The sequence below is a fragment of the Bogoriella caseilytica genome, from assembly GCF_003752405.1.
In the GTDB taxonomy this organism is placed as follows: Bacteria; Actinomycetota; Actinomycetes; order Actinomycetales; family Actinomycetaceae; genus Allobogoriella; species Allobogoriella caseilytica.
In genome coordinates this window covers 1,418,585-1,441,402 of sequence record NZ_RKHK01000001.1, presented here as the reverse complement: position 1 = coordinate 1,441,402, position 22,818 = coordinate 1,418,585, and the positions used below count along the sequence as shown (strand labels likewise).

The window sequence follows — 22,818 nt, the reverse complement described above, 5'->3', positions numbered from 1 at the left end:
CACTGATTCCACCTCCGCCAGGTCGAACACCCCACGTCACACGAATCTGGATGTCGCGGCGGCGGCGCTGCAACCCGACGTCATAGCGGGGCCGGGGCTATCTCACGACGAACCCGCTGGGCTCCCGATACCTGCTCGCAACGTACCTCAGAAGAGACGGCAAAGCCCCCGCCATACGTCAGGTTTCACGTGGAACAACCCCCATGGACCAAGTCACTCTCGACCCATGAATCGCCATCGAGTGCCTATCCACGCTGCGATCGAGTCACGGTCGCGTCGATGTCACGGTGCCAACGAGGAACTCACCGGCGAAGTTGGCCAACCTCCAGCTCGCACCACCGTCAGTGTGCAGCACGTCCACGCAAGGCGCCGGACCCTTCGGCCCATATCCAGAACGCCTCGGAGTCATCGATACAGCCTGGTCGACCGCAATGCTGGCGCCCGTGCATCCGGACCGGCCAGGCCGAGAGACTCAGCCCCGTTTCGTCACCAGCACGACAGTCGCTGATTCCACCTCGGGACCGAGATCAACCTGTTCGATGCTGGTCTCCACCGCCCCCAACTTCCGGAGGACATACTTCGCTGACTCGACCTCGTCCTCGGCCCGCTGACCTTTGAGGGCGACCAGGCGTCCCCCGCCATTCACCAGTGGCATGGCCACCCGCGCCAGCTTGTCCATCGCGGCCACAGCGCGAGCTGTCACCACATCGAATCGTTCCCTCCGATGCAGCTCCTCCGCCCGCACACGCTGGATCACCACGTTCTCGAGACCCAGCTCCTCGACTACCTCTTCAAGCCATACCACCCGCCGCTCCATCGGCTCAAGCAGGTGCACCTCTGCGTCGGGCCGCATGGCCGCGAGCACGATGCCGGGGAAGCCGGCGCCCGATCCGATGTCAGCGACGCGATCGTCCTCACCCACGTAGGGCGCCACCGCTGCCGAGTTCGCCAGGTGCCGGCTCCACAGCCGGGGGAGTTCACGCGGCCCAATCAGACCGCGCAACTCACCCTCTGCGACCAGAAGCTCTGCGAAGCGCTGAACAGGCGCCCAGGCGAGTCCGAAGACGTCGCGCATGGCGACCGAGGCTTCTTCGACCGTGCCCCCTTCCGGGGCGTCCCCGGCGTCCGAGGTGCCCCCATTCGGGCCAGCATCGTTCTCGGAAGGTTCCACGTGAAACCTACGGCTGGATGACAACGTGGCGATGGGGCTCGGCGCCCTCGGAATCGGAAGTCAGGCCCGCCGCGGCTACCGCGTCGTGCACCACCTTGCGCTCGAAGGGGTTCATCGCCGCCAAGTGCTGCGGTTCTCCGGAGGACTTCGCCTCCGTGATCGCCTCGGCAGCCAGAGCAGCGAGTTCGGCCTTGCGTGCTCGACGATGGCCGGCAATGTCCAGCATCAAGCGACTACGTTCGCCCGTCTTGGCCTGGACCGCGAGTCGAGTGAGCTCCTGCACGGCATCGAGCACCTCACCGTCGTCCCCGACAAGGCGCTGAAGCCACCGCGAGCCGTGAGTCTCCGAGATGATCTCAACCGCTGCGCGGTCATTCTCGACGTCGATCTCGATGTCGCCATCAAGATCCGCAATGTCCAGCAACTCCTCGAGGTAGTCCGCCGCGATTTCGCCTTCTTCCTCGAGTCGCTTCACGTCAGCGGACAGCGGGGAGCGCTCTGCACTCTCGGTCGTGGTCGCCTCAGTCACCTGTATGCCTCCATTGCTTGGTCACCGCAGCCGCGGCGTGCCTCCGAGTTTCGGACGCATCAAGTCCATTAGTTCTTCTTGCTCTGCCGAATGCGTTCCATGCGCTGGCGGTACCGCCATTCGGCACGCTCTGCGGGCGTCATGCCCTGAGGAGCCTTGGTCGAACTGGTCTGACCAGCACCGGGCCGGCCGTTCGAGGCACCTGGCGAAGCTGCCTCGACCTCAGACTCCGCGCCGCCTGTGCTCGGGCTCTCCGCCGACTCGGCACTCGAGGCACTGCCGCCCGACTCGGCAGCGCTCATCTCACCAGAGAGCCCTGCGGGGGTCGCGCCACCTGGCTTCGTCACATCCTTCTTCGCGCGATCCTTGCGCTTCGGCTGCTGCCGTTGACCGGAAGTCTTCTCCGGTGCGGCCTCCACCTGCTTCTGCCCGGACTTCGCCTTCTCCTCTTCCTCGAGGGACGGCAGGCCCTTCCGAGCGCGCTTGGCGTTGATGCGCTGCTGTCGTGCCTTGTAGGCCTCGGATCCCGGGGAGGGGTGTCGCCGGATCGTGTAGAACTGCTGCCCCATCGTCCACAGGTTGGAGATCGTCCAGTAGATCAGCACACCGATCGGGAAGTACACGCCCGTGATCATGAAGATAAACGGGAAGATGTACATCAGCAGCTTCTGCTGCTTGGCGAAGGGGTTGTCCAGCGCCGAGGCCGGCATGTTCTTCATCGTCAGCTGACGCTGAGAGAGGAACATCGTGGCCGACATCATCACGATCAGGAAGGCCGCAACGACCCGCACGATCACCGTCTCGTCTCCCTCAGCAGTGAGGAAGGTCGAGGAGATCGGGGCACCGAAGAGCGTGGAGGTCAGCGCTTCCTCAGCGTGGCTCTGGGTGAGGCGGCCAATGGACTCACCACCGCTGTAGGTGCCTGCCGCCAGCGGTTCCAGGGAGTAGAGCACCCGGAACAACGCGAAGAAGATCGGCATCTGCAAGAGCATCGGGAGGCACGAAGCAAAGGGGTTCGTGCCGTGCTCCTTGTAGAGCGCCATCATCTCTTGCTGCATCTTCTGCTTGGACGCAGGGTCGGTCTTGCCCTTGTAGCGCTTCTGCAGCTTCTGCATCTCCGGCTGCACCAACTGCATGCCGCGCTGAGCTTTGATCTGCTTGAAGAACAGCGGGATGATCAGCGTCCGGATGACCAGGGTCAAGCCAACGATGGAGAGCACCCAGGCCGGTCCGGATCCCGGCTCGAGCCAGGGGAGCAGCACCAGCCCGTCGTGGACGGTGACGAGAATCCACGCGACTGCCCACTTGATCGGGAACAGTATCGTGTCAAACCAACCCATACGGAGTGTGCTCCTCTTTTGATTCCGTCACGTGCGCTGAGCGCACATCTTGTCCGAGCCTACGTCGTTCGGGGCCCGTTGACCGCGCCCCGACCCTCGCCATCACCGGCCTGATGTTCCTCATGTGGCCGGTGATAGGGCTCCGGCCGCCAGCGTCCCACTTCCGGCACCATGTCCACCCCACCGAGACTCCACGGGTTGCACCGAAGGATCCGCCACACCGCGAGCGTGAGCCCTTTGAAGAATCCGTGCCGACGCAGAGCACCGATCGCGTACGTGGAACAGGAGGGGTAGTACCGGCACGTGCGGGGTAACCAGGGTGAGATCACCGTGCGGTACACCGTCACCGGAGCGATCAGGAGCCAGACCAGGGGATTGCGCGGCTTCTCCGGGGGGCTGGCGGGTGGGCGCTCTGCCCCCGAGGTCGTCACCGTCGTCTCCGCTGTGCGGAGTTCAGTGCACGATCCAGATCAGCGGCCAGCTCGGCGGTACTCGCTCCGCGAGCTGCCGGTAATGCGCGCACAACGATACGGGCCCCGGCACCCACAGCCGAGAGCCGCTCCCGCATCAGGTGACGAAGGCGCCGCTTGACCTGATTGCGCTGCACGGCGCCACCGACCGCTTTGGACACGACGAAGCCGACGAGCGCCGGCTGCTGCGGCTCACTCGTCGGCTCCTGAAGATGCACCACCAGCCGGCGGCTCCCAGCACGCCGTCCACCACGCACTGCCGCAGTGAAATCCGCGGATCCGCGCATGCGGTGAATGGCCGGGAGCACGGCAGGCGAGCTGACGGCGGGCAGCCGTCAGGCGGTCAGCTTCTCGCGGCCCTTACGACGGCGGGCAGCCACAATGGCGCGGCCGGCGCGGGTGCGCATCCGCAGGCGGAAGCCGTGCACCTTCTTACGGCGCCGGGTGTTCGGCTGGAACGTACGCTTGCTCACGGCACTACTCCACAGGTGGATCGGGGCGGATTCTCCGTGATCGGAGTCCGCATTGCTGGCGGTCAGTCGGCATGGACACCACTGCGGGCAGCCCGGAGCCGAGACGACCTCGCCACGATACGTGAGGGGGCAGGGGTGGTCAACGGCTCGTGCGCCCAGCACTGCCGTGATCCCGCGTACACACTTGTGGACGAAGGACGCCGCAGAGGCCTTGGGATAGCCAGTGGCGACATTCCCCGTCTTCCGCATCATGGCGGGCGTGCCGCCGCCGCAGACGATACCCACATCTGTGGAGAACTATGTGGAAGACGCCCCGGAGTGGCAGACTCGCACTTCAATCTTGTTCACAGCTCGGTGCCCCATGGTGCCGTGGCCGACGGAGGGGTCATCGTGCCGGACAGCGACTCGATCGTCGACGACTGGGACCGCGCGGTCGCACTCTTGACCTCTCGCGGCGAGATCACCCAGGCGCAGCTCGCCTTCGTCGGGATGACACGCGCACTCGGCGTCATCGACGGCACCATCCTGCTCGCCGTCCCGAGCGATTTCGCCAAGGAGTTCCTGGAGACCCGGGCCCGCGAATCCATCACGAAGGCGCTCGGCGAGGCCATCGGCGAACCCGTGCGCTTCGCCGTCACGGTCGATCCCTCCCTGGAGAAGGACCTCCCGCCCACCGCCGAGCCTGCCCGCCCCGCCGCGTCGGCACCGTCCCACGTCTTTGACGCGCCGGCCGTCGCCCGATCCTCCGCCACCCCGGCGTCGGCCGAAGACGGCGAGCGCCCCTCCCGCAAGGGCCAGGAGTGGGGGACCTCGGCGCCGGAGAACGGCAACAACGACTCCGCGCGGCTGAACCCCAAGTACACCTTCGAGACCTTCGTGATCGGATCGTCCAACCGCTTCGCGCACGCTGCCGCGACCGCCGTCGCCGAAGCACCGGCCAAGGCCTACAACCCGCTGTTCATCTATGGCGGCTCCGGGCTGGGCAAGACCCATCTGCTCCACGCCATCGGCCACTACGCGCGCAACCTCTACCCCGGCGTGCGCGTGCGCTATGTGAACTCCGAGGAGTTCACCAACGACTTCATCAACTCCATCCGTGACGACAAGGCCGAGGTCTTCCAGCGCCGGTACCGCAACATCGAAGTGCTCCTCATCGATGACATCCAGTTCCTCGGGGGCAAAGAGCAGACGCTGGAGGAGTTCTTCCACACCTTCAACACGCTGCACAACGACAACAAGCAGGTCGTCATCACCTCCGACCAGCCGCCCAAGCAGCTCGAGGGCTTCGAGGACCGGCTCCGCTCGCGTTTCGAATGGGGTCTGCTCACCGACGTCCAGCCCCCCGACCTCGAGACCCGCATCGCGATCCTGCGCAAGAAGGCCGTCAATGAGGACCTGCAGGCCTCACCAGAGGTCCTGGAGTACATCGCCTCGAGGATCTCCACGAACATCCGCGAACTGGAGGGCGCCCTCATCCGCGTCACAGCCTTCGCGAACCTGAACCAGCAGCCGGTGGAGCTCTCCCTCGCGGAGATGGTGCTCAAGGACCTGATCACCGATCCCGAGGGTGCGGAGATCACGCCGTCGTTGATCATGAGCCAGACGGCGAACTACTTCTCGATCACCGTCGAAGCGCTCTGCTCGGCCGACCGCTCGCGCATGCTGGTCAACGCCCGCCAGATCGCGATGTACCTGTGCCGCGAGCTCACCGAACTCTCACTGCCCAAGATCGGGCAGCTCTTCGGCGGCCGCGACCACACCACCGTGATGCACGCGGACAAGAAGATCCGCCAGCAGATGCCGGAGAAGCGCTCCACCTTCAACCAGGTCACCGAGCTGACGAACCGCATCAAGCACCAGGCCAGTCAGTAAACGCTCCCGCACGCACCCTGGCGCCAGGTGTACAGCAGGTAACGGTTTCACAGGTGTGCACAACCCTGTGGATGACGGTGGACAACCACCCTCACGGCGGTGGACGAATGACATCTCTTCGGTGGACCGAGCATCGGCCACCTCTGTGCATCCACCACCAACAGGAGTTCCCCACACCTTCGCCCACCATCGCGTGCACATGCTCGTAGTCGGGTTGACCTGCACCAATACCTGTCGTCCACAGAATCCACACAGGCTATGACGACTACGATCTTGTTCTTCAGGGATCTCTGTGGACGGCTCAGACCACATGACACAGGGCCAAGCGATCCCTGCAGATCGCCAGGCTTGTCACGGTGGTACCGAGATGGCGAGGCTCTCGCATAGGGTTGGCCTGCCACCTCGGTCGTGACATACCGGGGTCATTCGTCGTCGAGAGAGGGTCGCATCGTGAGGTTCCGGGTCGAACGGGATGTCCTGACCGAAGCTGTCACCTGGACGGCTCGCACCCTGCCCACGCGACCGGCCGTGCCTGTCCTCGCCGGTGTGCGCATTGAGGCCACCGCCGAATCCCTGGTGCTCTCCACCTTCGACTACGAGGTCTCGGCCCGGTCCGAGACCGCAGCCGAGGTGGAAGAGGCCGGCGTCGTCCTGGTCTCGGGACGCCTCCTGGCGGACATCTGCAAGTCGCTGCCGGCCAAGCCGGTGGACGTCAGCCTCGAGGGCACCAAGATCACCCTGACCTGTGGCGCTTCACGCTTCACGCTGCTGACCATGCCGGTGGATGACTACCCGGCCTTGCCTCAGATTCCGCAGCTCTCGGGTTCGGTGGACGCTGGTCTTCTCGCCGAGGCCGTCAGTCAGGTCACCATCGCCGCCAGCCGTGACGAGACGCTGCCTCTGCTCACCGGCGTCCGGGTGGAGATCGAGGGCGAGAAGGTCACCTTCCTCGCCACCGACCGCTACCGGCTCGCGCTCCGTGAATTGACCTGGACCCCTGCTGACCCGGCCGCGAGCATGACCGCGCTGGTCCGTGCACGCACGCTGTCCGACGTCGCGAAGTCCATGACCTCCGCGGGGTCCATCGATGTCGCCCTGAGCACCGATGCCACCGCCGGTCCTGCTCTGGTCGGGTTCGAGGCCGGAGGACGACGCACCACCTCGCTGCTGGTCGAGGGGGACTACCCACCGGTGCGGCGGCTCTTCCCCGACGAAACAACGACTCACGCTGTCATTGACACCGAGCCGCTGATCGCCGCCGCACGGCGCGTGAGCCTGGTGGCCGAGCGCAACACCCCGATCCGTTTGTCCTTCAGCGACGGACAGGTGGTCCTCGAAGCCGGCCAGGGTGATGACGCCCAAGCCTCGGAAGCCCTCGAAGCGAATCTGGTCGGCGAGCCGATCACCACGGCGTTCAACCCGCATTACTTCCTCGACGGCCTCGGTGCCCTCAGCACCAGTCATGCCCGATTGTCCTTCACTCATCCCTCGAAGCCCGCGGTGCTCACCGGGCAGGCGGAGGCTGAGGGCGATGACGACTCCAGCTTCCGCTACCTGCTTATGCCCATCCGCTTTGCCGGCTGAGCGAAGCCACTAGTTCGGCGATCCCTCGAGGACGCCACTCACGAGGAGGCGCAGATGCACATCGGCATGATCGGCCTGGGTCGCATGGGTGCCAACATGGCAGCACGCCTACGTCACGGGGGCATCGAGGTCACCGGGTACGACACCGATCCCGAGGTCAGCGAGGTTCCCGATCTGCCCGCGCTGGTGGCTGCTCTGCCCGCCCCGCGCCGGACGGTGTGGGTCATGGTTCCGGCCGGTGAGCCCACCACGGCCGTCCTCACCGAACTTGCCTCCCTGTTGGGTGAGGGCGATGTGGTGGTCGAAGGCGGTAACTCGCACTTCGTGCAGGACGTCAAGAACGCCGAGATGCTCGCCGAGCACGGGATTGGCTACGTCGACGTCGGTGTCTCCGGCGGGATCTGGGGCAAGGAGAACGGATACGGCCTGATGGCCGGCGGGTCCGAGGACGACATCCAGCATCTCGAACCCGTCTTCGCTGCTTTGCGCCCTGATGGCCCCACAGCTGAGGGTTTCGTCCACGCCGGCCCGGTCGGCGCAGGCCACTTCGCAAAGATGGTGCACAACGGCATCGAGTACGGGCTCATGCAGGCCTACGCCGAAGGTTACGAGCTGCTCGCCACTCGCCCCGAACTGATTCCTGATCCCGGAACTGTGATGGGAGCCTGGCAGCGCGGCACCGTGGTGCGGTCCTGGCTGTTGGAACTTCTGGTCAAAGCCCTGGAGGACGACCCGGATCTGGGCAAACTGAGCGACTGGGTGGACGACTCCGGCGAGGGCCGCTGGACCCTGCTCGAAGCGATCGAGCAGGCGGTGCCCACCCCGGTGATCTCGGCCGCGCTGTTCGCCCGTTTCGCCTCTCGCCAGGAATCCTCACCGGCCATGAGAGCTGTGGCGGCGTTGCGCCAGGAATTCGGAGGGCACGCGGTGCGGCAGACGGATGTACCTCTCTGACCTCGCCCTGGACGACTTCCGTTCCTACGACGAACTCGTCCTGGCGCTCGAGCCGGGCGCCAATGCGTTCATCGGGCCCAACGGGCAGGGCAAGACGAACCTCGTGGAGGCGGTCGGATACCTCTCCACCTTCTCCAGTCATCGCGTCGCCGCCGATGCCGCACTGGTGCGCCAGGGCAGCACCGGCGCGGTGGTCCGAGCCAAGGTCATCCGCGGCGGCCGCCCGAGCGTCGTCGAGCTGGAGATCGTGGCGGGTCAGGCCAACCGGGCCCGACTGAACCGCTCGCCGGTGCGCACCCGAGAGGTGCTCGGTCTGGTGCGCACCGTGCTGTTCGCCCCGGAAGATCTTGAGCTCGTCAAGGGCGACCCCGGGACGAGGCGTCGGTTCCTCGACGACCTCGCCACGCTACTGAGCCCACGCCTGGCAGGAGTGCGCGCGGAGTACGAGAAGGTGTTGCGCCAGCGGGTAGCGCTGCTCAAGTCCGCGGGTGCGGCGGCACGGCGTGGCAGCAAACCGGACCTGTCCACGCTGGATGTCTGGGACGGTCAGCTCGCCGCTGCCGGTGCGCAGCTGACCAACGCGCGCGCCCGCTTGGTGGGCCAACTGAGGCCCTATGTGGCCCAGGCCTATGAGCGCGTGTCTTCGGCAGCCTCCGGTGCGCGCATCGACTATCGCGCCAGCATCGATTCCGCTGATGGTGTTCCGGATCCCGGCCCAGAGCTGCTCGGTGGCACCGGGGCTCCCGCAGATGAGGCTCGCGAGCAGGCCGCCGAGCGGGAGACGGCGTTGCTCGACGAGTCCGCCGTCCGTGAGCGGTTGATCGAGGCGATGGCTCGCGTCCGAGAGAAGGAACTCGAACGGGGGGTCGCCCTCGTGGGTCCGCACCGCGACGAGCTTGCTCTGACATTGGGCACTCTGCCGGCCCGGGGCTTCGCCAGCCACGGGGAGTCCTGGTCCTACGCCCTGGCCCTGAAGATCGGCAGCTACGAACTGCTCCGGGACGATGAGGCCTTCGGCGAGGACGGCGAGCCGATCCTGATCCTGGATGACGTGTTCGCTGAACTGGACACCAGCAGGCGAGCGCGGCTGGCCGAGATGGTCGCCGGTGCGCAGCAGGTGCTGATCACCGCCGCGGTGGCCGAGGATGTACCCGAGGCCCTCCAGGGGGCGCGGTTCAGTGTCAACGCGGGCGTGGTCAACCGTGACTAGAGCTGAGGGGCCGGATCGACCGGCCGCGCCGGGCTCGGCGGCACAGCCGGCGGTGCCGATCGACAAGGAGGAAGACTCCCGAGATCGGGCGGCGCGCCTGGCTCTGGAGCGTGCTCGCCAGGCGGCCCGGGACAAGGGACTGCGCCCGGCGGCCCCGCCTCGACTCCGCCGGGGCGGATTTGCCCGCCACCAGCACGTCTCGGACGAGGACCTGCACGACGGCGAGGGCTCCGTTGGTCCGGCACGGTGGCGGCCGGGTCCGGGCATGGGTTACGGCATCTCCGGCCCTGGCCCGTCGCGTCGCGATCCTCAGCTTCTGGGGGGCATCGCTGCCCGGCTGGTCCTGCAGCGCGGATGGACCGCCGACGTCGGCGTGGGCGGTGTGGTGGGCCGGTGGGCCGAGATCGTCGGGGAGCAGATCGCCGGCCATTGCCAGGTGGAGAACTTCGACGGCGGAGCCTTGGTGGTGCGCGCCGATTCCACGGCCTGGGCCACACAGATCCAGCTGCTGCTGCCCCAGCTGGAGAAGCGGTTGGCTGAGGAGGTCGGCGAGGGAACGGTCACCCGGATCACGGTGCTTGGTCCGGGGGGTCCGAGCTGGAAACGTGGCCTGCGTTCGGTGCCGGGCCGTGGTCCGCGCGACACCTATGGATGAGTGCTCAACAGCCGGCGAGACCCCGATCACCGCCTGTGGGAATCCCTGTGGAAATACAGGCTTCGGGGCGTCTGCACGCTAGACTAGACCAGCCCATCCGCGTCGGTACCGGCTTGCCCGAGCCCGCGGAACCCGAAGCTCGAGGAGTTCTCCCGCGTGGTCGACCACAGTGCCGATGTTCCGGCTCAGCCCACTACCCCCGAGGGGCCCGCGGCGATCGGACCGGCAACCTCCAGCGAGGCGGTCATTCCCAGTGCCGCAACGCCTGGTTCCGTCCCTGTCGAGCAGTCGTACGGCGGCGAGAACATCACCGTTCTCGAAGGCCTCGATGCGGTGCGCAAGCGCCCCGGTATGTACATCGGATCCACCGGTGAGCGCGGCTTGCACCACCTGGTCTACGAAGTCGTGGACAACGCCGTGGACGAGGCACTGGCCGGCTACTGCGACACCATCGACGTGACGATCCTGGACGACGGCGGGATCCGCGTGGTCGACAACGGCCGCGGTATCCCGGTCGACGTCGTGCCCTCCGAGGGCAAGCCCGCCGTCGAGGTGGTCCTCACGGTGCTGCACGCCGGCGGCAAGTTCGGCGGCGGCGGTTACTCGGTCTCCGGTGGCCTGCACGGTGTGGGCGTCTCCGTGGTGAACGCCCTGTCCTCGCGGCTACACGTCGAAGTCAAGCGCGACGGATTCGTGTGGTCGATGGATTTCGTGGATGGGGTGCCCACTGGGCCTCTGCGTCAGGGTGAGGCGACGGAGGACACCGGTACCACGGTGACCTTCTGGGCCAGCGAGAACACCTTCGAGACCACGGATTACAGCTTCGAGACGCTGCGCTCGCGTTTCCAGCAGATGGCCTTCCTCAACAAGGGCCTCAAGCTGGTGCTCACGGACGAGCGTGCCGGGGTGACCGATGTCGGTGATGAGATCACCGGCGAGGCCGGTGAGAGCGCCGAGGGCGTCGACCTCACCCCGCGTACCGGTCACCGCGAAGTGACCTACAAGTACGACAACGGCTTGCGGGACTACGTGGCGCACCTGAACTCGGCCAAGAGGTCCGAGCCGGTGCACCCCGAGATCATCACTCTCGAGGCCGAGGACACCGATCGCCAGCTCTCGGCGGAGATCGCCCTGCAGTGGACCGGTGCCTTCTCGGAGTCGGTGCACTCCTATGCCAACACCATCTCCACCACCGAGGGCGGGACGCACGAAGAGGGTTTCCGCTCGGCGCTGACCTCGCTGCTGAACAAGTACGCCCGGGACAAGGGTTTCCTCAAGGAGCGCGACGACAACCTCACCGGTGAGGATATCCGCGAGGGCCTGACCGCTGTCATCTCGGTCAAGCTGGGCGAGCCGCAGTTCGAGGGGCAGACCAAGACCAAGCTGGGCAACACCGAGGCCCGCACCTTCGTGCAGACCCAGCTGTACTCCCACCTCGGTGACTGGCTGGATGCGCACCCGGGTGAGGCCAAGGACATCTTCCGTAAGGGCCAGCAGGCTGCGGCGGCTCGACTGGCGGCCCGGAAGGCACGCGAGGCCACTCGCCGGAAGTCCCTGCTGGAATCGGCCTCCATGCCCGGGAAACTGAAGGACTGTTCCACGCGTGATCCGCGGCGTTCGGAGATCTTCCTGGTGGAGGGCGATTCCGCGGGTGGCTCGGCGGTGCGCGGGCGCGACCCGGAGACCCAGGCGATCCTGCCGCTGCGCGGCAAGATCCTCAACGTGGAGAAGGCGCGCCTGGATCGTGCGCTCGGCAACCAGGAGATCCAGGCACTCATCACCGCCTTCGGGACCGGCATTGGTGAAGAGTTCGACATCACCAAGCTGCGCTACCACAAGATCGTGCTGATGGCCGATGCCGACGTCGACGGTCAGCACATCGCCACCCTGCTGCTCACCATGCTCTTCCGCTACATGCGGCCGCTGGTTGAGGCCGGGCACGTCTACCTCGCCCAGCCGCCGCTGTACCGCCTGAAGTGGACGAACGCCGAGCACCAGTACGTCTACACCGACCGCGAGAAGGACGCCCTGCTGGCCGAGGGCGCGAAGGTGGGCTGGCGCTTGCCGAAGGAATCGGGAGTGCAGCGTTACAAGGGCCTTGGTGAGATGAACGACGAGGAGCTGTGGGAGACCACGATGAACCCGGAGACGCGCACGCTGCGGCAGGTGACCATCGAAGACGCCGCGGCTTCGGATGAGATGTTCGCGGTCCTGATGGGTGAGGACGTGGAGTCCCGTCGGTCCTTCATCCAGCGGAACGCCCACGACGTGCGCTTCCTCGACATCTAGGAGTCGAGAGCGAGTGCACTCCGGTGCGTTCGCGCCCCGAGCTCCAGCCGCGCCACTGACGAACTGAAAGAGACGTTGTGACCCAGCCTCCTGAGAACACCGAAGGTCCCGCCGAGGTTCTGGCGACCGCGATCGGCGCTGTGGTCCCCCCACGTGACCACGTCGAGCGGGTGGACCTGCAAGCCGAGATGCAGCGGTCCTACCTGGACTACGCGATGTCGGTCATCGTCTCGCGCGCCCTGCCCGATGTGCGCGACGGGCTCAAGCCGGTGCACCGCCGAGTGCTCTACGCGATGTACGACGGCGGGTACCGCCCCGATTCCTCCTTCTCCAAGTGCGCGCGCGTGGTCGGCGACGTCATGGGTCACTACCACCCGCACGGTGACGGCGCGATCTACGACGCCCTGGTGCGTCTCGTCCAGCCCTGGGCCATGCGCGTGCCGCTGGTGACCGGTCAGGGCAACTTCGGCACCCCCGGCGACCTCGGCGCGGCCGCTCCGCGGTACACCGAGTGCAAGCTGGCCCCGGTCGCCATCGAGATGGTCCGGGACATCGGCAAGGACACCGTCGATTTCGTCGACAACTATGACGGCCGCTCGCGCGAGCCCTCCGTGCTGCCGGCGCGTTACCCCAACCTGCTGGTCAATGGTTCCGAGGGCATCGCCGTCGGTATGGCCACCCGCATCCCGCCACACAACATGATCGAAGTGGCCGAGGGCGTGAAGTGGTTCCTCGAGAACCCCGAGGCCACCAAGGAAGAGCTGCTCGCCGCGCTCATGCAGCGCATCAAGGGCCCGGACTTCCCCACCGGCGCCACCATCCTCGGCACCCGCGGCATCGAGGACATGTACCGCACCGGCCGGGGCTCGGTCACGCAGCGCGCCGTCGTCGAGGTCGAGGAACTCCAGGGCCGCACCTGCCTGGTGGTCACCGAGCTGCCCTACCAGGTCAACCCGGACCGCCTGGCCGAGAAACAGATCGCCGAGGGGGTGGCCGCCGGCCGTCTCACGGGTATCGCCGATGTGCGCGATGAGACCTCCGGCCGCGCCGGCCAGCGTCTTGTCATCGTGCTCAAGCGCGATGCGGTGCCCAAGGTGGTGCTGAACAACCTCTACAAGCACACCTCCTTGCAGGAGAACTTCTCCGCCAACATGCTGGCCCTGGTGGACGGGGTGCCACGCACCCTGAGCCTGGACGGCTTCATCCGCCACTGGGTGAACCACCAGATCGAAGTCATCGTCCGGCGAACCCGCTACGACCTGGCCGACGCCGAAGCCAAGATCCACATCCTTGACGGCCAGCTCAAGGCCCTGGACGCCCTCGATGAGGTCATCGCCCTGATCCGCCGGTCGGCCAGCGCCGAGGCAGCACGCACCGGCCTGATGGAGCTGCTCGACATCGACCAGCTCCAGGCCGACGCGATCCTGGCGATGCAGCTGCGCCGTCTTGCGGCCATGGAGCGACAGGAACTCGTGGACCGGCACGCCCGCCTGGAGTCCGAGATCCTGGACTACCGCGACATCCTCGCCCGCCCCGATCGCCAGCGTTCCATCGTGGGTGACGAGCTCGCCGAGATCGTGGAGAAGCACGGCGACGAGCGCCGCACCACCGTCCTGCCCTTCGACGGCGAGATGTCCATGGAGGACCTCATCCCGGAAGAGGACGTGGTCTTCACCGTCACGCGTGGCGGCTACGTCAAACGCACCCGGGTCGACAACTACCGTGCGCAGCGCCGCGGCGGCAAGGGCGTGCGCGGGGCACAGCTCCGCGAGGACGATGTCATCGAGCACTTCGGTGTCACCACCACCCACCACTGGCTGCTGTTCTTTACCAACCTCGGGCGGGTCTACCGTGCCAAGGCCTACGAGTTGCCCGAGGGTGGCCGTGACGCGAAGGGCCAGCACGTGGCCAACGTGCTCGCGATGCAGCCCGGGGAGACCATCGCCCAGGTGGTGCCGCTGCGCGCGTACGACCGCGCCGAGTACCTGGTGCTCGCCACCCAGCGCGGGTTGGTGAAGAAGACCCGCCTGAGTGAGTACGACACCCCCCGCAGTGGCGGCGTGATCGGCATCAACCTGCGTGAGATCGACGGTGAGGTCGACAAGGTCATTGCCGCGCGGCTGGTGAACTCCTCCGACGATCTGCTCCTGGTGTCCCGCAAGGGACAGTCGCTGCGCTTTACCGCCACGGACGAGACGCTGCGGCCGATGGGCCGGGCCACCTCGGGAGTGACGGGCATGAAGTTCCGTGACGGCGACGAGCTCCTCTCCATGGACGTCGTCCGGGACGACTCCCAGGTCTTCGTCATCACCGAGGGCGGCTTCGCCAAGCGCACCGCAGTCGGCGAGTACCGCGTCCAGGGCCGCGGTGGCCTGGGCATCAAGGTGGCCAACCTCGTTGAGGATCGCGGTGATCTGGTCAGCGCGCTCATCGTGGATGAGACCGATGAGGTGCTGGTGATCATGAACGGCGGCAAGATCGTGCGATCCGCGGTGGCCGAGGTCAATCTGACCGGCCGGAACACCCAGGGCGTGACCTTCGCCCGCCCGGACAAGAACGATCGGATCATCGCCGTGGCCCGGAACCTGGAGACCAAGGTGGATGCCGAGGTCGCCGTGGAGGCCGAGGGTGAGAGCTCGTCCGCTGACGCCGGAGACGGCGCTGCGCAAACCGCGTCGGCGGCGGAGACGGTAGCGTCGGGTGACAGTGAATCGCCCGCCGAAACCGAGGTCGGAGGAGAGTCGTGAGCACGCACACCCCGGATAGCGCTCCGCCGCCGCCCCCACCGCCGGAGGACGACTCCTACGGCCCGGGCACGGACTACAGCGCGTCCTCCGCGCCGGAATCGGCGAGCCAATCGATGCGCGAGCCCGCGTCCGTGTCGCCCAGTGCGGCATCGGCAGCAGGGAGCGCGCCGTCCGCGGCTGGCGCGGCCACGCAGACCCTGCCCGCGTCGCACTCCGGTCGCTACGATGATGCCACCGCTCCGCAGAGCGGCACCCCGGCGTCCACTTCGGCACACAGCGCCGCGGCTACGGCAGAACCGGCAGCGGCGCCAGGGCCTCGCCGCGTGCGCCTCGCGGTTTCGCGGGTCGACCCGTGGTCGGCGATGAAGCTCTCCTTCCTGCTCTCCTTCGCCATCGGCATCATGATGGTGGTCGCCACCGCGGTGGTGTGGTTCGCCTTCGACTCCATGATGGTCTTCGCCTCGGTGGAGGAGCTCCTCGAGTCGATCGGCTCCGAGGCGCTGCTCGAACTCATGCAGTACGTCGAGTTCGACCGGGTGATGTCCTTCGCCACGATCGTGGCGGTCTTCGACGTCCTGCTGCTCACGGCACTCGGCACGATCATGGCCTTCGTGTACAACATCATCGCTGCCCTGGTCGGCGGCCTGCACCTGACCCTGACCGATGACTGAGGATGACTGAGAGTCTGGTCACCTGGGCACCTCCAGGGTTGGGAGGGCCCGCTCCGGTGGGATAACCTTGCTCGGCGCGCTCCTGAGGGAGTCGCATAGCCTGCGGCCGGGTTCCCGGTCGGTCGGCACGGGCCTATAGCTCAGACGGTTAGAGCGCTGTCCTGATAAGACAGAGGTCGCTGGTTCGAGTCCAGCTAGGCCCACACCCGCGAAGCCCCGTAGTCACGATGACTCCGGGGCTTCGGCATGGGCGCACGGTGAGAGGCCACGGCCGGCCCTCACTCGCGATCCTCGCCGTGTGGCCCCCGGTGCAAGACGGGCCACCCTGCGCTGATAGGCTCGACGGCGCCGTCCGCACGGGGCGTTGCTGTGACCAGGGAGTCTCCAGATGAAGAAGGTACTGCTCATCACCGCTGCTGCCGTGGCGGGCTACTTCGCTTGGCTGAAGATCCAGCAGGACCGCGAAGAGCGCGATCTCTGGCGTGAGGTGACTGACAGCTTCGGTGAACAGCCCACGCGCTGAAGCCGAGTAAACTGAGTCCCGCGCCGCACTCGTGGCGCACCCGGCGTCCTCGTGGCGCCGCCCCCAGGGGCCGTGGCGCAATTGGTAGCGCATCTGCTTTGCAAGCAGAGGGTTACGGGTTCGAGTCCCGTCGGCTCCACCAGCACAACTGGCGTTCTCTCCCCAGTGCACTCAGTCGACGTGTAGCTCGGGGAGGCTGTGCTCGTATCTCGCGAGAACTTGCTCGGCGTCGGAATCGGCGCGGGTATAGCCTGCGGACTTCAGCGCGAGGCGCACGAACCTCAGCATGGCAGTGACCGGCTCGTCCACGCGCATATGCGTGAGGTAGACCGGTCCGCCGAGCAGTGTCACCAGGAGCAACTCGGCGGCTTCGTCGGGGTCGAGCTGAGTGGAGAGTTCGCGATGGGTCCGGGCGAACTCAAAGAACTCACGGCCGAGCTGCTTCCAGTATGCGACCAGGTCGTCTGAGTCGACCGGGGAGCCGGGGTCACCGAAGAGCGCGATGCCAGCGGCCACCTGCGGTTCGGCCGCCCGCCAGCGCTCCATCACCAGAGAACTGAGCAGCAGCCGGCACGCACCCGAGTCGGGGTACTCCTGCCGCGCGTACCGCACCGCCTGGTCCGTCGCCTGTCGCACGACATCGGAGAGGTGCTTCGCAATGTCTGCCTTGGTCTTGAAGTGGTAGGCGAGAGCGCCCTTGGTGAGACCGATGCGCTCCGCGATGGACGCCAAGGAGGCGCCCTCGTACCCCGCGACGAGGATCTCCTGCGCAGCGGCCTGGGCAATCTCGAATCGTCTGGTGGTGGACATTGGACCGATCCCATCGGGTGGCTGGATACCCCCGACGGCGACGCTACGCCCTGGCAGCGGGGGCCACATCTTGAGAACGGATGGTCACCGATCACCCGCCGGATGGGCCCGGCCGCGACGCCGGGAGTGCCGCGCCAACAGTCCGGCGACGTCGGTGCACGTGCGCGATGACGGAGCCGGCGCACCCTCAGCTTGCGACGGCCTCTCGCTCCAGCAGGCTCCGCTTGATCTCGAGGCCGTAGCGGAAACCGCCCAGTGTCCCGTCGCTGCGAATGATGCGGTGGCACGGCACGAAGAGTGCAGTGGCATTGCGAGCACAGGCTCCAGCTGCGGCGCGCACGGCCGTGGGGGTCCCGCAGTGGTCGGCGTACTGCGCGTAGGTGAGCGGCGACCCCGGAGCGACCGCGCGCAAGACCTCCCAGGCATGCTCACGCCCTGCCGTGGAACGCTGATGCACCGGAATGCGCGATGGCGCCCCGGGGTCGCCGGCGTAGTAGGCCTCGACCGCAGCACGAGCATCGGCGAGCACGTGCTGGTCGTCAGGTGCCTGTGATGGTCGCAGTTCCGGGTGGATCAGCGCGAGCAGTTCCCTGGTCTCCGTGGTCCATCCGGAGGCGAGCACGTGGTCCCGGGTGCCGATGATGGTGAAGGGACCGTCGGGTGTGGCCATCGTGAGGGAGTGGATCATGAGCGGTGTCGTCTCCTTTGGGCCGCCGTGTCACTGGCGGCCCTCCATAGGTGCATGGCGGCGTAGGAACGCCAGGGCGCCCACTGCCGTGCGTGGTCCTCGAGCTCGCGGTGTGCCCGGGCGGGCGGCAGCTCAGGGTCGAGGAGGCGAAGAGCCTTAGCTCCGGCGACCAAGGCCACATCCCCGGTCATCCAGTCATCGGGATGGGACATGACCCGTAGCGCCAGGTAGGCAGCTGTCCACGGTCCGACACCCGGGATCGCGAGGAGCCGCTCGCGCAGTTCCGCCGGAGCGACCCCGGAGTGGACAGCCAGGCGGCTCTCGTTGATCGCGGCGGTGGCGGCGCGTACGGTGGTGATCGAGCGCGCGGTGAGGCGCAGGGGGCGGTCGGGGTTCAGGCGCTCCGGTGCCGGCACCCCGGCGTGGATCTCCTGGGGTGTGGGGAAGAGCAGGTGCAGGCCGTCGAAGGATGACGCATACGGAGTTCCCAGCAGCTCCGCGAGACGGGTGAGGTGGGTGCGGGCGGCCGCTACAGAGATCTGCTGGCCCACGATGGCGCGGACCACGTACTCCTCGGGTTCGGCTGTGCCGGGGAGACGCGTGCCCGGTACGGCGGCCACGAGCGGCCCGAGTGCCGGATCGCTGCCGAGCGCCTCATCGACGGCCTGCGGGTCGGCGTCCAGATCGAACATCCGCCGCACCCGGGCCACCGCCACGGGAAGGTCAGCCAGGGAGGAGAGCTCACATCGCAGGGCGAGCGCCCACTGCCCGTGCTGGCAGTTTGCGCGGACCTCCACCGCCCCGGGCCCGTGCGGCAGGCGCAGTGTGCGGGCGTAACGCAGTTCGTCCCCGATCTGCGCCGTCTCCACCCCGGTGAGGCAGCGTTCGGCGAGGAAGGTGAAGAGGCCCGGTGCGTCAAAGGGTTGGCGGACGGGGAGGGCGAGGTCGACCACGAGGTGTGGCGCCTCGCTGAGGTCCGAGCCCCGAGCTTCGGGGCCGAGGACGGGGCTGGGGCCGGGAACAGCTTGTCCCCCACCAGAACGGTGGAGGCGCGAGCGGATCTGCTGGGGCGTGAGGTGGAAGATCTCCGCGATGGTGGCGTTGAACTGACGCACCGAGGTGAAGCCCGCGGCGAAGGCGACGTCTGCCATGGACAGCTCGGTGCCCACGAGCAGTGCGCGGGCGGTCTGGGCGCGATGGGCCCGGGCCAGGGAGAGGGGACCGGCTCCCAGTTCGGCCACGAGTGCCCGATGCACCTGCCGACTGCTGTAGCCCAGGGTCGCGGCGAGGTCCGCCACGCCGGCGACGTTCAGAGCGCCGTCGCGAATCAGACGCATGGCCCGTCCGGCGAGGTCTTGGCGCAGATTCCACTCCGGCGCACCAGGACTGGCTTCCGGTAGGCACCGCCGGCAGGCGCGGTAGCCCGCTGCGTGGGCGGCGGCAGAGGTCAGGTAGAAGGTGAGGTTCTCGGCCTTCGGCGTCCGGGCGGGGCACGAGGGGCGGCAGTAGATGCCCGTGGAGGACACCGCGGTGACGAACTGCCCGTCGAAGCGCCGATCGCGGGCCGCCACGGCCCGGTAGCGCTCGGCGAAGACGGCGTCCATGACTCCATCTCACCGCGACCCCGGGTATGACGTCTAGCGGGAATCGGACATGGCATCGGCTCCACGTGCGGACATGGCATCGCCCCGACGGGCTTGCCGCATGAAACCGTGGTGACCGGGCCGTTGACGGCGCTCGGCGTCGCCCACCTCCTCCCCCCGCGGGACCGCGCTGCACAGTAGCCTCCGGAAGGAAGCCATCACTGCAAGGGAGCGTGTATATGTCCTACTTCCACAATGGTCGCGAACGCTTTGTTCCTGACCTGATCGATTCCCTGCTCATGACCGAGGAGGTCGAGCGCCTCGATATCCCCGAAGGACACGTCCTGATCCGAGCCGGCGCGAGCCCGAGCGAGCAGGTGGCGGTCATTTCCGGTGGTGGCAGCGGGCACGAGCCCGCTCACGCCGGCTTCCTCGGGGAGGGCATGCTCACGGCAGCTGTGCCCGGCTCGCTCTTCGCCTCACCCCCGGTGGGTGCGATCCTGGCCGCCATCCGGGCGGTCACCGGCACCGGTGGCTGCTTGTTGATCATCAAGAACTACACCGGCGATCGCCTGAACTTCGGACTGGCTGCCGAGCGAGCACGCGCCGAAGGCCTGGATGTGCGCACCGTGCTCATGGGCGACGACGTCGCCCTGCCGGATCACGACCAGCCGCGCGGTCTGGCCGGCACGGTGCTGGTGCACAAGGTGGCCGGTCACCTGGCGGCCACCGGTGCCTCCCTCGACGAGGTCACGGCCGCCGCGGAACGCACAGCCGGGGCCGTGCGCACGATCGGTCTCGCTCTCGGCCCCGCCACGATGCCGACCGAGACCCCGCAGCAGGGCGGACAGGAGGACTCCCGCGGTGCCGAGCTGGGCCTGGGAATCCACAACGAACCCGGTGCTCGTGCCGTGGACATTGATGCCGCGCATCAGGCCGTGGGTCTGGCCCTGGAGGCGCTGAGCGCCCCGGAGATCCTCGACGCCGGTGGTGAGGCCGGCGTGGTGGCGGTACTGAATGACCTGGGTGGCTGTTCACCCCAGGAGAACCTCATTCTCACGCGCGAACTGCTCACCCAGCTGGGGGTCGAGCACATCCGCCGGTTGGTGGGCCCAGCGCCGCTGATGACCTCGCTCGACATGCACGGATTCTCCGTGTCCCTGCTGCCCGCCACCGACGAGCTGCTGGCTGCGCTGGACGCGCCAACCACTGCCCCTGGATGGCCTGGGGTGCGCGCCCCACGGCTCTCGCGCGACCCCGTGCGGGTAGCGGAGGGCGCGTCGTCGAGCGTCGACTCTACCGAGGCCACGGCAGATGGCGTGGTGGAAGCGGCGGTGATGCGCGGCGGTGCGGCGCTGACCGAGGCACGGACGGAGCTTGATGAACTCGATCGTGTGGCCGGCGACGGCGATGCCGGCGAGACCTTCAGCGCCGGCGCCGCGGCCATCGCGGCACTGATCGAGAATGGCGAGCTGGGCTTTGCCGAACCGGCCCCCGCCTTGCGCCAGGTGGCGAGCAAGCTCGAAGGCGTGATGGGCGGATCCTCAGGAGTGCTGCTCGCCATCCTCTTCACGGCGATGGCGCGCAGCTTCGATGAGCAGGGTGGCCGTGCGGGCGGGGCCGCAGCGTGGGCCGCTGCTCTCGAAGAAGGCATCGCTGCCATGCAGCACCACGGAGGCGCATCCGAGGGCGACCGGACGATGCTCGACGCCCTCCTGCCCGCCCAGCGGGCGCTGGCCACTGGCTCTCTGGCTGACGCCGTCGCCGCGGCTGAGCAGGGTGCCCAGAGCACGGCTGGACTCGAGGCCAAGGCCGGGCGGGCCGCCTACGTTCCCGGCGAGAGCATTCGGGGTAAGCCCGACGCCGGCGCCGTGGCGGTGACCCGCTTCCTCACGGCGCTGCTCGGCTGAGGAACTGCCAAGTCGAGGCGCTGCCGGGATCTGCACCCCGTGGAGCCCCGCACACCCCGTGCGGTTGTGGTCACTTGGAGCCGCTCTGACGCCGCTCGCCTCGCTGAAAGCGGCGCGAAGTGACCACAATCGGCTGAGCCCTGAGCCCTGAGCCCTGAGCCCTGAGCCCTGAGCCCTGAGCCCTGAGCCCTGAGCCCTGAGCCCTGAGCCCTGAGCCCTGAGCCCTGAGCACAGACTGAGGGCCTGCCATTCCCACGGCGGGACGGCAGGCCCTCAGGTCGAGCTGGTGGTACTCAGTTGGTCTTGTGCGCGTCCGCCTCGGCCTGGACCTCGTCGGCCTTGGCGGCAGCCTCAGCTGCGGCGTCGCCGGCCTTGTCAGCGGCGTCCGAGACCGCCTCAGCGGCCTTGGTCTCGGCATCCTTGGCCGCACCATGGACGTCAGCCTTGAGCTTCTCGGCCTGCTCCTCGGCGCTGTGCCGCGCCTCGTCAAGCGCGTGCTTGGCCTCGGCGGCCTTGTCCTTCGCGGTCTCCGAGACCTTGCCGGCAACTTCGGTGGCCTTCTCCTTCGCGGCCTCGGCCGCAGCGGCGACGCGGGCGCTGGCGGAGCTCTTCTGAGTCCCTGCGGTCTCGCTCCAGTACTCCTCAGCCCAGGGGTCTTCGACCGGCTGCGACTTGCGCCAGAGCACGTAGCCCACGCCCGCGACGGCCGAGCCGATAGCGGTCCAGAGGAAGATCTTGCGACCGGTGTGGCGCTTGGTCGGCTTGGTGAGCGCGCCCTTGGCGGCCTTGCCGGCCTTACGGGGCTTCTTTCCCAGCTTGTCTTCCTTCATCGCGGCGACGTACGCGTCGTGCGCAGCCTTCTGCACGCGCGGCAGGTAGTCGCCGGACACCTTGTCGTAGGCCTCGTCGACCGCGGGGCGCACCTTCGCGGTGGCCTTCTCGATCTGCGGGGCGGTGGCCTTGACCGTGGACTTCCACGCCTGGGTGGCCTTGGGAGCGGCCCAACCGTAGGCGGCGTCCGCCTTGGGGGCGGCCCAGGAGGCTGCAGCCTCGAACTTGGGCGTGGCCCAATCCTTGCCCTGGTCCGCATAGGCAGCGGCTTCCTTGCCGAGGCGGCGCGCCCGCTTCTGTGCAAGGGCGCTGAGCTCGGCCGCTTGCTTACGCATCTTCTCGGCTTCCTTCTTGCGCTTGCGCGACATCTGCACTCCCTGTTTCGTCATGGGGTCGGGCTGCCACCGACGTGGTTCCGCCAGTGCTGATACACCCATCTTGCACTCTTTCTCGCCATCGCGCTCTGCCACGTGCCGGAAGTGGCGGCATGTGGACTCTCTGCCGCCCG

Annotated in this window: 20 protein-coding genes and 2 tRNA genes; 12 read left to right on the top strand and 10 right to left on the bottom strand. The window is 67.6% G+C overall.

All coding sequences use genetic code 11. The features are described 5' to 3' along the window. Nucleotides 1-472: 472 nt before the first annotated feature. From rsmG to rpmH, 6 genes are all read right to left on the bottom strand, one after another. Nucleotides 473-1,075, bottom strand: a complete 603-nt coding sequence (gene rsmG, locus EDD31_RS06460) for a 16S rRNA (guanine(527)-N(7))-methyltransferase RsmG (protein ID WP_123305220.1) — start codon at nucleotides 1,073-1,075, stop codon at nucleotides 473-475. 103 nt (nucleotides 1,076-1,178) lie between these two features. Continuing rightward, nucleotides 1,179-1,700, bottom strand: a complete 522-nt coding sequence (locus tag EDD31_RS06455) for a Jag family protein (protein WP_123303433.1) — start codon at nucleotides 1,698-1,700, stop codon at nucleotides 1,179-1,181. 68 nt (nucleotides 1,701-1,768) lie between these two features. Then, a complete protein-coding gene (gene yidC / locus EDD31_RS06450) occupies nucleotides 1,769-3,040 on the bottom strand; it encodes a membrane protein insertase YidC (protein WP_123303432.1) in 1,272 nt (423 codons plus the stop codon). 59 nt (nucleotides 3,041-3,099) lie between these two features. Next, a complete protein-coding gene (gene yidD, locus EDD31_RS06445) occupies nucleotides 3,100-3,471 on the bottom strand; it encodes a membrane protein insertion efficiency factor YidD (RefSeq protein WP_123303431.1) in 372 nt (123 codons plus the stop codon). Further along, nucleotides 3,468-3,818 (bottom strand): ribonuclease P protein component, encoded by a 351-nt coding sequence (rnpA, locus tag EDD31_RS06440; RefSeq protein WP_123303430.1) that lies wholly within the window; start codon nucleotides 3,816-3,818, stop codon nucleotides 3,468-3,470. The genes yidD and rnpA overlap by 4 nt, the downstream gene beginning before the upstream one ends. A 27-nt stretch (nucleotides 3,819-3,845) precedes the next feature. Continuing rightward, the gene (gene rpmH, locus EDD31_RS06435; RefSeq protein ID WP_483964262.1) at nucleotides 3,846-3,998 is read right to left on the bottom strand and encodes a 50S ribosomal protein L34; all 153 of its coding nucleotides are present in this window, start codon (nucleotides 3,996-3,998) and stop codon (nucleotides 3,846-3,848) included. 372 nt (nucleotides 3,999-4,370) lie between these two features. Between rpmH and dnaA the strand changes: the two genes are divergently transcribed. The 11 genes from dnaA (at nucleotide 4,371) to EDD31_RS06385 (ending at nucleotide 16,630) form a co-directional block, all read left to right on the top strand. Then, nucleotides 4,371-5,855, top strand: a complete 1,485-nt coding sequence (dnaA, locus tag EDD31_RS06430) for a chromosomal replication initiator protein DnaA (RefSeq protein WP_425453724.1) — start codon at nucleotides 4,371-4,373, stop codon at nucleotides 5,853-5,855. Between the two features lie 450 nt (nucleotides 5,856-6,305). After that, entirely contained in the window at nucleotides 6,306-7,439 is a 1,134-nt protein-coding gene (gene dnaN, locus EDD31_RS06425; RefSeq protein ID WP_123303428.1) for a DNA polymerase III subunit beta, read from the top strand. Between the two features lie 54 nt (nucleotides 7,440-7,493). Next, the gene (gene gnd / locus EDD31_RS06420) at nucleotides 7,494-8,393 is read left to right on the top strand and encodes a phosphogluconate dehydrogenase (NAD(+)-dependent, decarboxylating) (RefSeq protein ID WP_123303427.1); all 900 of its coding nucleotides are present in this window, start codon (nucleotides 7,494-7,496) and stop codon (nucleotides 8,391-8,393) included. Continuing rightward, nucleotides 8,380-9,603 carry a DNA replication/repair protein RecF gene (gene recF, locus EDD31_RS06415; RefSeq protein ID WP_123303426.1) on the top strand — a complete coding sequence of 408 codons (1,224 nt, stop codon included), beginning with the start codon at nucleotides 8,380-8,382 and terminating at the stop codon, nucleotides 9,601-9,603. The genes gnd and recF overlap by 14 nt, the downstream gene beginning before the upstream one ends. Further along, nucleotides 9,596-10,258: a DciA family protein gene (locus EDD31_RS06410; protein WP_245990962.1), complete on the top strand. Its 663-nt coding sequence runs from the start codon at nucleotides 9,596-9,598 to the stop codon at nucleotides 10,256-10,258. Before recF ends, EDD31_RS06410 begins: the two co-directional genes overlap by 8 nt. A 156-nt stretch (nucleotides 10,259-10,414) precedes the next feature. Continuing rightward, nucleotides 10,415-12,547, top strand: a complete 2,133-nt coding sequence (gyrB, locus tag EDD31_RS06405; RefSeq protein WP_425453695.1) for a DNA topoisomerase (ATP-hydrolyzing) subunit B — start codon at nucleotides 10,415-10,417, stop codon at nucleotides 12,545-12,547. A 119-nt stretch (nucleotides 12,548-12,666) separates the two neighbouring features. Further along, entirely contained in the window at nucleotides 12,667-15,294 is a 2,628-nt protein-coding gene (gene gyrA / locus EDD31_RS06400; protein ID WP_281270459.1) for a DNA gyrase subunit A, read from the top strand. Beyond that, nucleotides 15,291-15,965, top strand: coding sequence for a DUF3566 domain-containing protein (locus tag EDD31_RS06395; protein WP_245990959.1), 675 nt, complete (start codon nucleotides 15,291-15,293; stop codon nucleotides 15,963-15,965). The genes gyrA and EDD31_RS06395 overlap by 4 nt, the downstream gene beginning before the upstream one ends. 129 nt (nucleotides 15,966-16,094) lie before the next feature. Then, a tRNA-Ile gene (locus EDD31_RS06390) sits at nucleotides 16,095-16,168 on the top strand. A gap of 185 nt (nucleotides 16,169-16,353) precedes the next feature. After that, nucleotides 16,354-16,488 carry a DLW-39 family protein gene (locus EDD31_RS14865; protein ID WP_211336071.1) on the top strand — a complete coding sequence of 45 codons (135 nt, stop codon included), beginning with the start codon at nucleotides 16,354-16,356 and terminating at the stop codon, nucleotides 16,486-16,488. A 66-nt stretch (nucleotides 16,489-16,554) separates the two neighbouring features. Beyond that, nucleotides 16,555-16,630, top strand: a tRNA-Ala gene (locus tag EDD31_RS06385). Between the two features lie 29 nt (nucleotides 16,631-16,659). Here the strand turns inward: EDD31_RS06385 and EDD31_RS06380 are convergent. From EDD31_RS06380 to EDD31_RS06370, 3 genes are all read right to left on the bottom strand, one after another. Beyond that, nucleotides 16,660-17,298, bottom strand: coding sequence for a TetR/AcrR family transcriptional regulator (locus EDD31_RS06380; RefSeq protein ID WP_170163216.1), 639 nt, complete (start codon nucleotides 17,296-17,298; stop codon nucleotides 16,660-16,662). 187 nt (nucleotides 17,299-17,485) lie between these two features. After that, nucleotides 17,486-17,986, bottom strand: a complete 501-nt coding sequence (locus EDD31_RS06375) for a methylated-DNA--[protein]-cysteine S-methyltransferase (RefSeq protein ID WP_123303423.1) — start codon at nucleotides 17,984-17,986, stop codon at nucleotides 17,486-17,488. Beyond that, nucleotides 17,983-19,590, bottom strand: a complete 1,608-nt coding sequence (locus EDD31_RS06370; RefSeq protein WP_123303422.1) for an AlkA N-terminal domain-containing protein — start codon at nucleotides 19,588-19,590, stop codon at nucleotides 17,983-17,985. The genes EDD31_RS06375 and EDD31_RS06370 overlap by 4 nt, the downstream gene beginning before the upstream one ends. 218 nt (nucleotides 19,591-19,808) lie before the next feature. Between EDD31_RS06370 and EDD31_RS06365 the strand changes: the two genes are divergently transcribed. Then, nucleotides 19,809-21,479: a dihydroxyacetone kinase subunit DhaK gene (locus EDD31_RS06365; RefSeq protein WP_123303421.1), complete on the top strand. Its 1,671-nt coding sequence runs from the start codon at nucleotides 19,809-19,811 to the stop codon at nucleotides 21,477-21,479. 293 nt (nucleotides 21,480-21,772) lie between these two features. Here EDD31_RS06365 and EDD31_RS06355 read toward each other — a convergent pair whose 3' ends face one another. After that, nucleotides 21,773-22,699 (bottom strand): hypothetical protein, encoded by a 927-nt coding sequence (locus tag EDD31_RS06355; protein ID WP_148058880.1) that lies wholly within the window; start codon nucleotides 22,697-22,699, stop codon nucleotides 21,773-21,775. Nucleotides 22,700-22,818: the final 119 nt, after the last annotated feature.